We start from the raw sequence: 10,740 nt of genomic DNA, 5'->3' as shown, positions 1-10,740 counted from the left end.
CGCGCCCCACCCCCCCCACAACCCACACACCCCCCTCGAGCCCCCCCCACCCACACCCCGTGTGCCTGGGCCCCCCCCCCCCCCCGCGGGCCGCGCCCCCCCCCCCCCCCCCCCCCCCCCGCCGCTGTGGAAGGGGTTCAGCCGGTCATGACCAGGTGAGCAGCCGCTTGGGCTGCTCCAGGATCGCCGCGATGTCACCCAGCACCTTCGAGCCGAGCTCGCCGTCGACCAGCCGGTGGTCGAAGGAGAGCGCGAGGGTGGTGACGTGCCGCGCCTTCACCTTGCCCTTGTGCACCCACGGTTGGAGCTTGACCGCGCCGAACGCGAGGATCGCGGACTCGCCGGGGTTGAGGATCGGGGTGCCGGTGTCGATGCCGAAGACGCCGACGTTGGTGATGGTGGCGGTGCCGCCCTGCATCGCGGCGGGCGAGGTCTTCCCCTCCCGGGCGGTGGTGACCAAGTCGCCCAGCGCGGACGCCAGTTCGGGCAGCGTCTTGTCGTGGGCGTCCTTGATGTTGGGCACCACCAGACCGCGCGGGGTGGCCGCGGCGATCCCCAGGTTGACGTAGGACTTCCGGACGATCTCCTGGTTCGCCTCGTCCCAGGCCGAGTTGGCCTCCGGGTTGCGGCGGAGCGCGACCAGCAGCGCCTTGGCGACCAGCAGCAGCGGGCTGACCTTGAGCCCCGCGAACGCCGGATCGGCCTTCAGCTCCTGCACCAGCTTCATCGACTTCGTGATGTCGAAGGTCACGAACTCGGTGACGTGGGGCGCGGTGAAGGCGCTGGTGACCATCGCCTGCGCGATGGCCTTGCGGACGCCCTTGATCGGGACCCGCGTCTCGCGCGCGCCCGTCGAGGTGACGCCGGCGACGTCGTCGGCCGCCGGCAGCGGCAGCCGGGCCGGCGGCGCGGCGGCGGCCCTGATGTCCTCCCGGGTCACCTCGCCCTGCGGCCCGGTGGGCACCACGGTGGCCAGGTCGATGCCCAGCTCCTTGGCGAGCTTGCGCACCGGCGGCTTGGCCAGCGGCCGCAACGCACCGGCCACGGGAGCACCGGCCACGGGAGCACCGGCCGCGGGAGCCTCCGCCGCGGGCACCTCAGGAGCGACGGGCGCCTCGGGCGCGGCAGGTGCGGCGGGCGCCGCGTGCCCGTTCAACGGCTCCCCCGGCACCGGCCCACCCGGCTTCTGCTTACGGGGCCGCCTGGTCGTCGACGACGGCGCGACCCCGTAACCGACCAGCACCGCCGTCCGCTTCGCGGCCGGCTCCGGCGCGGGTTCCGCCGCCTCGACCGCCTCCGCGGCGACGGCAGCGGCCGCTCCGGCCTCGTCACCGCCCGGCGCGTCCTCGCCCCCCGCGTCCACCACGATGATCGGGGTGCCCACATCCACCGTGGTGCCCTCGTCGAAGCGGATCTCGCTGACCACCCCGTCGAACGGGATCGGCAGCTCCACGGCCGCCTTCGCCGTCTCGACCTCGCAGACCACCTGCCCGTCGGTGACCGTGTCCCCGACGCCCACGTACCACTTGAGGATCTCCGCCTCGGTCAGGCCCTCACCGACATCCGGCATCCTGAACTCGCGAAAGCGCTGTGCCTGTACGGCCATGATCGTCACAACCCTCTCCTCAGTACGCCAGCACGCGGTCGACGGCGTCGAGTACGCGGTCCAGACCGGGCAGGTACTCCTCCTCCAGCCGGGCCGGCGGGTACGGCGCGTGGAAACCGCCCACCCGCAGCACCGGCGCCTCCATGGCGTAGAAGCAGCGCTCGGTGATGCGGGCCGCGATCTCCGCGCCGGAACCGAAGAAGACCGGGGCCTCGTGCACCACGACCAGCCGCCCGGTCTTCTCCACCGAAGTCTGCACGGTGTCGAAGTCGATCGGCGAGATCGAGCGCAGGTCCACCACCTCGATGCTGCGGCCCTCGTTCGCCGCCGCGGCCGCCGCCTCCAGGCACACCTTCACCATCGGACCGTACGCCACCAGCGTGACGTCGGTGCCGGCCTGGGCCACCGCCGCCTTGTGCAGCCCCGCGGGCACGGCCGAGACGGCCACCTCGCCCTTGTCCCAGTAGCGGCGCTTCGGCTCGAAGAAGATCACCGGGTCGTCGCACTCGATGGACTGCCGCATCATCCAGTACGCGTCCGAGGCGTTCGACGGCGAGACCACCTTCAACCCGGCGATGTGCGCGAAGAGCGTCTCCGGGGACTCGCTGTGGTGCTCCACCGCGCCGATGCCGCCGCCGTAGGGGATGCGGATGACGATCGGCAGCTTGATCTTGCCCAGCGCCCGCGCGTGCATCTTCGCCAGCTGCGTGACGATCTGGTCGTAGGCCGGGAAGACGAAACCGTCGAACTGGATCTCCACCACCGGGCGGTAGCCGCGCAGCGCCAGGCCGATCGCGGTGCCCACGATGCCGGACTCGGCGAGCGGGGTGTCGATCACCCGGCCCTCGCCGAAGTCCTTGAACAGGCCGTCGGTGATCCGGAAGACGCCGCCGAGCCGGCCCACGTCCTCCCCCATCACCAGGACCTTCGGGTCGTTCTCCAACGACGTGCGCAGCGACTCGTTGAGCGCCTTCGCGATGGCCATCTGCGTCATGTCAGTGCCCCTTTCCGGAGCCGGCCGCCCCATGGGCCCCGGCGGGCGCGTCCTCGAAGGAGGCCAGGTACTCGGCGAACCGGGCGCGCTCCTCGTCCACCAGCGCGTGCCCGTCGGCGTAGATGTTCTCGAAGATCGCCATCGTGTCGGGGTTCGGCATGCTCCGCACGCCGTCGCGGACCCGCTTCGCCAGCGCGTCGCTCTCGGTGTCCAGGCCCGCGTAGAACTCCTCGTCGGCCAGGCCCTGCTTGTCGAGGTACGTGCGCAGCCGGGCGATCGGGTCCTTCGACGCCCACTCCTCGCGCTCCTCGTCGCTGCGGTAGCGGGTCGGGTCGTCGGTGGTGGTGTGCGCGCCCATCCGGTACGTGAACGCCTCCACCAGCATCGGGCCCTGTCCACTGCGGGCGTGCTCCAGGGCCGCCCGGGTGACCGCGAGCACCGCCAGCACGTCGTTGCCGTCCACCCGGACGCCCGGGAAGCCGTAGCCGGCCGCGCGCTGGTAGATCGGCACCCGGGACTGCTTCTCGGTCGGCTCGGAGATCGCCCACTGGTTGTTCTGGCAGAAGAACACCACCGGCGCGTTGTAGACCGCCGCGAAGGTGAAGGACTCCGCCACGTCGCCCTGGCTGGAGGCGCCGTCGCCGAAGTACGCGATCACCGCGGCGTCCGCGCCGTCCTTGGCCACGCCCATCGCGTAGCCGGTCGCGTGCAGCGTCTGCGAGCCGATGACGATGGTGTAGAGCTGGAAGTTGTTCTCGTTGGGGTCCCAACCGCCGTTGTTGACCCCGCGGAACATGCCCAGCAGGTTCAACGGGTCCACGTCACGGGTCCAGGCCACGCCGTGCTCGCGGTAGGTCGGGAAGATGTAGTCGTCCGGGCGGGTGGCCCGCCCGGAGCCGATCTGGGCGGCCTCCTGGCCGAGCAGCGAGGCCCACAGCCCCAGCTCGCCCTGCCGCTGCAGGGTGATCGCCTCGGCGTCGAACCGCCGGGTCAGCACCATGTCCCGGTACAGGCCACGCAGCTCGTCCGGGGTCAGGTCGATGGAGTACTCGCCGTGCTCGACGCGCTCGCCCGCGGGGGTCAGTAGCTGTACGAGCTCGGGCTCGCCCCCACGGCGCTTCGCGCGGCCGCGGCTGGTGCGCCCGCCCGAGGCGGGGGGACCCCCAGCGGCAGTGCTCTTCACGCTCACGTTCGCTCCTCCGTCTGTCCGGCCCCCGGGATCTGCCGGAGAGCCAGTGCGGCTCACCTGGTCCGGCGTGACGCACGGGGTATGTGCGGCATGGCCGGGCCAGGCGTGACAACGCCCCGGCGAATGGCCTGCAAAGCAGACGTTACCTACATCGGGAAGCCTTCGCGTACACCGAGGGCACACTTTCTGACCTGCGGTTTTGCTTGGATTTCCTAGTAGTCCGCGTTACCGCAGGCCATGACCGGGACACCGGCACCGTATCCCGATCGGGAAAAGTCCGTAAGGGGTGAACGGCCCGGAGTGCCGTCCGGTTCCGGCCATCGCCCGAATCCGACCAGCCGGACATAGCAGACGCAAGGCCCCTCACGCCACTCGCATATGCCCGAACCGCCCGTTGATCTACGCTGAGCCGCGTGATGGGCACGGCACAGCGGCCGCCCGCACTGACCGCCCTGCTGCGCCGCTACGACTGTGCGGCGACCCTGCTGACCTGCGAACCCGTACCACGCGGGTTACTCAACCGGGGCTGGCGGATCACCACGGGCAGCGGCCGCTACTTCCTGAAGCAGTACATCTCGGCGGACACCGCGGCACCCGCGGTGATCGCCCGACAGCACCACGCGACCCGACGGCTCGCCCGGCTCGGACTGCCCGCGGCCGCGCCGCTGCCGGACCGCGACGGGACCACCGTCACGGTCCACCACGGCCACCGGTACGCCCTGTTCCGGTGGGTCGAGGGCCGCCACCGCGAGGGCACCGAGCTCTCCCAGAGCCAGTCCCACCGGCTCGGCACCCTGCTCGGGCGGGTCCACACCGGACTGGCCGACACCCAGCCGCCGCCCCCGGCCGAACCGCACCCCAGCGCCGACCCCGACCACACCCACGAGCAGATCGACCACCTGCTCACCCTGGTCCGCGGCCACCGCCCCTTCGACGCGTTCGACCGGCTCGCCGAGCACCGCCTGCTCGAACGCCGCGCGCTGCTGCGCCGGCACGCCCACCGCCGGCCGCCGGCCGCGGACGACCGCGCCAGCGGCTGGGTGCACGGCGACTTCCACCCGCTCAACCTGCTCTACCGCGGCGAGGAGCCGGCCGCGATCATCGACTGGGACCGGCTGGGCGTCCACCCGCGGGCCGAGGAGGCGGTCCGGGCCGCCGTCATCTTCTTCGTCCACCCTGCCGACGGACGGCTCGACCTGGCCAAGATCCGCGGCTACGCCCGGGCGTACCGGCGGGCCGCCGGGATCGCCGTGTCCGAGGTGGCCGCGGCCGTGCACCGCGTGTGGTGGGAGCGGCTCAACGACTTCTGGATGCTGCACTGGCGCTACCAGCACCGCGATCCCCGGTCCGACCCGCTCTTCCCGGCCGCGTCCGCCCTGGCGGTGTGGTGGACCGAGGAGTACGCCCGGGTCCGCGACGCGTTCACGGGGTGACCGGACCCTCCGGGGCGGTGCGTCCCCGGAGTTCCGGGACCTTGCGGCGCGTGGGTGGCTGGTCGCGCAGTTCCCCGCGCCCCTTCAGGTGAGCGTCAGCCGTTGCTTCCCGTGATCCCGCCGTCAGTGTCGCCGCCATTGTCGCCACCGCTACTGCCGGCGGTCCCACCGGTGCTGGTGCCGCCGTCGTCACCGCCGGCGGAGGTGCCGCCCGTGGGCGGCGGGGTGGTCGGCTTGGTGGGCGGTGTCGTCGGCTTCGTCGGTTTCGTCGGCTTCGTCGTGTGGGTGGGCGGTGTCGTGGGCGCCGTGGTGTCGTCGGTGGGAGACGTGGACGTCGAGGTGTCGGTGGGGGTGTCGCTGGACTCGCCGGAGTCGGTCGGCTCGTCGTTCACCGCGCCCGAGGTGTCGTCGGACGGCTGGTCCGTGGCGTCGTCGGACGGCTGGTCGGTGGACTGCGCGCTGGTCGGCGCGGTGGTGTGGTCGGTGCTCGGGCCGCTCCCACCGGTGTCCCTGGTCGCGAGGTAGACCCCGAGCGTGATGGCGAGCACCGCGGCGATCACGAAGAGCACCGGCTTGACCCAGTGGCTCCCGGAGGACGGCGGCTTCTCGCCGTACCCGTGCACGTCGTCGCTGCCGCCGACCCCGGAGATCCCGCCGAGCAGCGGACCGATCTCCGCGGTGTTGCCGCTCTGCCCGGGCCGGCCGCTCTGGGCCACCACGGTGGGCGCGGCGCCGGTCTGGCGGGGCGTGACCGCGGTGACCGCGCCGGTGTTCCACATCCCCCCGGTCCAGCCGCCCTGCTGCATCAGCGTGTGGTGGGCGTACCCGACCAGCGCCCGCATCTCCTCGGCGTTCTGGAACCGGTCCTCGGGCTGCTTGGCGAGCGAGCGCAGCACCAGGCCGTCGAGCTCCGGCGGCACCCGGTCGCTGATCTGCGACGGCAGCTGCGGCTCGTCCTGGACGTGCTGGTAGACCACGGACAGCGGGGTCTCGCCGACGAAGGGCGGCCGCAGCGCGAGCAGTTCGTAGAGCAGGCAGCCGGTGGCGTACAGGTCGCTGCGGTGGTCGACGGTCTTGCCGAGCGCCTGCTCGGGCGAGAGGTACTGCGGGGTGCCCATCACCATGCCGGTCTGCGTCATGGTGCTCGCCGCGCCGTGCAGCGCGCGGGCGATGCCGAAGTCCATCACCTTGACCGCGCCCGTGGTGGTGATGATGACGTTCGCGGGCTTGATGTCGCGGTGCACGATGCCGTGCTCGTGGCTGTAGGCGAGCGCGTCCAGCACGCCGGAGACGATCACCAGCGCCTGGTCGACCGGCGGCGGGGTGGGCCCGGTGAGCAGGTCCTTGATGGTGTGGCCCTCGACCAGTTCCATCACGATGTAGGGGACCGTGCCCGTACGGGTGACGTCCTCGCCGGAGTCGTAGACCGCGACCACCGCGTGGTGGTTGAGGCCGGCCACCGACTGGGCCTCGCGGGTGAAGCGGGCCCGGGCCACCTGGTCCTCGGCGAGGTCGGTGCGCAGCAGCTTGACGGCGACGATCCGGCCGAGCCGGACGTCCTCCGCCGCGAAGACCTCGGCCATGCCGCCGCGGCCAAGCCGTCCGGTCAGCCGGTAGCGGCCGTCGCCGACCACGGCCCCGGGGCCCCAAGGACCGTTGGCCTCCGACGCTCCGATGCCGGCGGCCGTCTCGTTCGGGTCGACCATCAGTCCTCGTCGTCCGTCCATGTCGTGCGAGCCATGTGGTGCGAGCCTGTCGTACGCGCATCGCTGTCTTGGTGCGCCACCGTACCGCTTTTCGGTTGCCGCGATCGGACGCCGTCCGACTGCCGTACGAAGGTCACCGCTTTGTGCGCGGACGATGCGTATCAGGTGACGAGATGGTCAACGAACTTGACGTGCACGTGCGATAAGCGAGACTTGGCGGGCAAGCTCGGGGGACTGGTCTGTCCCGTCCCGGTTCACCATCAGGGGGTAGCGGTACAGATGAGCGGGGACGCCACACAGGGCGGGTACGCGGGGCGCTCGGTCGGCGGCGGGCGGTACGTGCTGCGGGATCTGCTGGGCCAGGGTGGCATGGCGTCCGTGCATCTGGCACATGACACGGTGCTGGACCGGCCGGTGGCCGTCAAGACCCTCCACACCAACCTGGGCAACGAGCAGTCGTTCCGGGAGCGCTTCCGCCGCGAGGCGCAGTCCGTCGCCAAGCTCAACCACACCAACATCGTCTCCGTCTTCGACTCCGGTGAAGACGTGATCGACGGCCAGATGGTGCCGTACATCGTGATGGAGTACGTCGAGGGCAAGCCGCTCGGCGACGTACTGGCCGCGGACATCGCCCAGTTCGGCGCGATGCCCGCCGACAAGGCGCTGAGGGTCACCGGCGACGTGCTGGCCGCGCTGGCGGTCAGCCACGAGATGGGCCTGGTGCACCGGGACATCAAGCCGGGCAACGTGATGGTCACCCGGCGCGGCGTGGTCAAGGTGATGGACTTCGGCATCGCGCGGGCCATGCAGTCCGGCGTGACCTCGATGACCCAGACCGGCATGGTGGTCGGCACCCCGCAGTACCTCTCGCCCGAGCAGGCGCTCGGGCGCGGCGTGGACGAGCGCTCCGACCTGTACTCGGTCGGCTGCATGCTCTTCGAACTCCTCACCGGTCGGCTGCCGTTCGACGCGGACTCGCCGCTGGCGATGGCCTACCAGCACGTCCAGGAGACCCCGCCGGCCCCCTCCGCGGTGAACCAGGCGCTCGGCCCCGCCATCGACGCGCTGGTGGCCCGCGCGCTGCGCAAGAACCCGGCCGAGCGCTTCCCGACCGCCGACACGATGCACGACGAGATCGAGCGGGTGCTCTCCGCCACGCAGAGCGGCGGCATGCCGGTGATCACCGGCAACGCCGTCACCGGCAGCCGCGGCGAGGGCGTCGCCGCGTCGGTCTTCCCGGTCCAGCCCGGCCAGGTGCCGCCCCCGGCGCAGCAGGTCCAGACCCCGTACGCGCCGACCCCACCGCCGCAGGGCTACGGACCCACCACCCCGCCGCCGTCGGCGTACGGCTACCCGCAGCAGGGCGCGCCGACCCCGCCGCCCACCCCCGCGTACAACCTCCCGCCCGGCCAGGTTCCGCAGCAGTACGCCATGAACGGCACCGGCGGTCCGGGCGGCGGCATGGCCGGCGGCACCGGCGGGCCGAACGGCCCGCGTCGCGGCGGCAAGTCCAACACCCCGCTGGTCGTGGGCGTGGTGGTGGCCGTGGTCGCGATCGCCGTGATCGTGGGCGTGATCGTCGCGATGACCAACAGCGGCGGTGGCAGCCCCAGCGCGGACCACACCGACACCCCGACCGGCAGCGCCACCACCTCGGCGAGCGCGAGCGCGTCCGCGACGGACAGCGTGGTCCAGGGCGACCAGACCCGCACCATCGACACCGACCAGTGCACCGACGCCCACAACGACTTCATCAACCCCGACAAGCCCGACGTCGCCACGATGCCGGACTTCCACACGGACTACGTCGACTCCGTGGTCGCCTGCATGAAGGCCGCGGGCTGGAAGTACACCATCAAGCACACCAACGAGCAGTTGTGGGGCAAGGGCTCGGTGACGAGCCAGTCGCCGTCCGCCGACGCCGACTACAACCCGAAGACGGACGGCCCGGTCACCATCTGGGTGTCGACGGGCAAGGGCACGGACTGAGCGCTTGCGCACCTCGGCGCTTGTATGACTTGTACGAAAGGGCCGGACCTCGGCGGCGTCCACCGCGGAGGTCCGGCCCTTTCGCGTGTCTCGGGGTCGGCTAGAGGTAGGGGCCGGAGCGGCCCGTCGGGCCCTGCGGCTCCTCGTCGTGGCCGGCCGCGCCGGGCGGCAGGGCACGGCGCATCTGCTCCAGCTGGGCGCGCGCGGCCATCTGCTGGGCGAACAGCGCGGTCTGGATGCCGTGGAAGAGCCCTTCGAGCCAGCCCACGAGCTGGGCCTGGGCGATCCGCAGTTCGGCCTCGCTCGGCACGCTCTCGTTGGTGAACGGCAGTGACAGCCGCTCCAGTTCCTCGACCAGCTCGGGGGCGAGCCCGGCCTCCAGCTCCTTGACGGAACTGGCGTGGATCTCCTTCAGCCGCACCCGGCTGGCCTCGTCGAGAGGAGCCGCCCGCACCTCCTCCAGGAGTTGCTTGATCATGCTGCCGATCCGCATCACCTTCGCCGGCTGCTCGACCATCTCCGTCACCGGGATCTCGCGGGGCTCCTCGCCCTCGCCCAGCGCTCCACCGCCGAGCGCCATCCCGTCCGGCCCGACGACCAGGACCTGCGGATTCTGTGAGTTCTCCGTCGACCGTTCGTTCATCGGCATCTCCATGCGTCCATTGTCCCGCAGCGGCCCCGCGAGCCTCGACACCGGGAGTCGCGGGCGGGCTGGCGCGGTCACGAGCGGGGCGATCGGTGGCAGCGCGGTCAGTGGCGGCTCGGTCAGGGCCGGCGCAGCCGCAACCCGAGGAACCCCAGTCCCAGCCCGACCAGCACCAGCCCGGCGCCCAGCGGCAGCACCCGCGGCACCGGGCGGCCCGCGGTCACGAACGGCAGCGCCTGGTCGTCCTGCTCCTCCTCGGCCCCGGCCGGTGCGTGCGACCCGCCCGCCTCGAACGACGGCACGGGCGTGGCAGCGGCCTGCCCGCCGTCCGCGCCCAGCGGCACCGAGGCCGCGCCCGGGTGGCCGCCTCGGTGCCCGAGCGGGACGTACGGCCGCAGGGGCGCGTGCGGAGCCGCGTGCGGGGACCGGGCCGGGGTCTTGGCGGCGGGTGCGCCGCGGGTGGGGGGCGCGGGGCGGCTGCCGGGGTGACCGGGCCGCGGCGAGCCGGTGCCGGGCAGGGGCCCGGCGGAGGACTCGGGGGCCGGGCGGTTCGGGCGGTCCGGTGCCGGGGCCGCGGGCGCGGGCGGCGAGCCGGTGGACGGCGCCTGGCCGGCCGAGCCGCCGGAGTGGGTGGGAGAGCTCGGCGCGGGGGCGGCGGACGCGGGAGGACCGCTGGGTACGGGGGCCGCCGGGGCCGCAGGCGGAGCGGGCAGGGGCGGCCGGGCAGGACGGCTCGGCCGTGACGGGACGGCGGGAGGGGCGAGGGGCGGCACGGTCGGGGGGAGGACCGGCAGCGTGAGCACGGGGCCGACCCCGGGCAGGGGCAGCGGCTTCGGCTGCGGCTGCGGCTGCGAGGCGGCGGGAGCGGACGGTCGGGGGTGACCGGCAGGCGGCTGCTGCGTGCCCTGCGCCGCGCCCGACGAAGCGCCCGACGAAGTGCCCGATGTCGCGTCCGGAGCCCCCGGCGCCGTGGCGGAGGGGCCAGGCGGCCGTCGCTGCTGTACCGCCGAGGGCGCCGTGTCCCCGGCCGCCCACGCCGGCGCCGCCGCTCCGAGCAGCGCCGCGGCCAGCACCGCCGTGCCCGCGGCCATCGTGCCCGCGGCCGCCCGTCGCGCCTCGCCCCGCCTGTCCGCCGCAGCCCACCGCACGTCCGCGCCTCCCGCACCCAACCGTGTGT

General features: G+C 73.0%; 8 protein-coding genes. 2 read left to right on the top strand and 6 right to left on the bottom strand.

Annotated elements, in window-relative coordinates; translation table 11 throughout:
* Positions 1 to 145 precede the first annotated feature (145 nt).
* The 3 genes from ACIPAE_RS39060 to pdhA are packed head-to-tail and all read right to left on the bottom strand — an operon-like array spanning position 146 to position 3,789.
* Positions 146 to 1,606: a dihydrolipoamide acetyltransferase family protein gene (locus tag ACIPAE_RS39060; RefSeq protein WP_402452114.1), complete on the bottom strand. Its 1,461-nt coding sequence runs from the start codon at positions 1,604 to 1,606 to the stop codon at positions 146 to 148.
* Positions 1,607 to 1,625: 19 nt separating this feature from the next.
* Positions 1,626 to 2,600 (bottom strand): alpha-ketoacid dehydrogenase subunit beta, encoded by a 975-nt coding sequence (locus ACIPAE_RS39055; protein WP_329366891.1) that lies wholly within the window; start codon positions 2,598 to 2,600, stop codon positions 1,626 to 1,628.
* Position 2,601: 1 nt separating this feature from the next.
* Positions 2,602 to 3,789, bottom strand: a complete 1,188-nt coding sequence (gene pdhA / locus ACIPAE_RS39050) for a pyruvate dehydrogenase (acetyl-transferring) E1 component subunit alpha (protein WP_328466753.1) — start codon at positions 3,787 to 3,789, stop codon at positions 2,602 to 2,604.
* A gap of 416 nt (positions 3,790 to 4,205) precedes the next feature.
* On the opposite strand from pdhA, the gene ACIPAE_RS39045 reads away from it, so the two are divergent.
* Positions 4,206 to 5,222: a phosphotransferase gene (locus ACIPAE_RS39045; RefSeq protein WP_328474307.1), complete on the top strand. Its 1,017-nt coding sequence runs from the start codon at positions 4,206 to 4,208 to the stop codon at positions 5,220 to 5,222.
* A gap of 95 nt (positions 5,223 to 5,317) precedes the next feature.
* Here ACIPAE_RS39045 and ACIPAE_RS39040 read toward each other — a convergent pair whose 3' ends face one another.
* A complete protein-coding gene (locus tag ACIPAE_RS39040; RefSeq protein WP_402452107.1) occupies positions 5,318 to 6,949 on the bottom strand; it encodes a protein kinase in 1,632 nt (543 codons plus the stop codon).
* 258 nt (positions 6,950 to 7,207) lie between these two features.
* On the opposite strand from ACIPAE_RS39040, the gene ACIPAE_RS39035 reads away from it, so the two are divergent.
* Positions 7,208 to 8,917, top strand: a complete 1,710-nt coding sequence (locus ACIPAE_RS39035; protein WP_402452104.1) for a protein kinase — start codon at positions 7,208 to 7,210, stop codon at positions 8,915 to 8,917.
* A gap of 100 nt (positions 8,918 to 9,017) precedes the next feature.
* On the opposite strand, the gene ACIPAE_RS39030 is transcribed toward ACIPAE_RS39035, so the two are convergent.
* Together ACIPAE_RS39030 and ACIPAE_RS39025 are read right to left on the bottom strand one after the other, a co-directional pair.
* Entirely contained in the window at positions 9,018 to 9,572 is a 555-nt protein-coding gene (locus ACIPAE_RS39030) for a bacterial proteasome activator family protein (protein ID WP_329366894.1), read from the bottom strand.
* Between the two features lie 110 nt (positions 9,573 to 9,682).
* Positions 9,683 to 9,907 carry a hypothetical protein gene (locus ACIPAE_RS39025; RefSeq protein WP_402452101.1) on the bottom strand — a complete coding sequence of 75 codons (225 nt, stop codon included), beginning with the start codon at positions 9,905 to 9,907 and terminating at the stop codon, positions 9,683 to 9,685.
* Between the last annotated feature and the right edge of the window lie 833 nt (positions 9,908 to 10,740).

The sequence above is a fragment of the Streptomyces sp. NPDC087270 genome (assembly GCF_044744625.1).
Lineage (GTDB): Bacteria > Actinomycetota > Actinomycetes > Streptomycetales > Streptomycetaceae > Actinacidiphila.
Note: the sequence above shows the minus strand (reverse complement) of the source record. Positions and strands in the feature narration are given on the sequence as shown.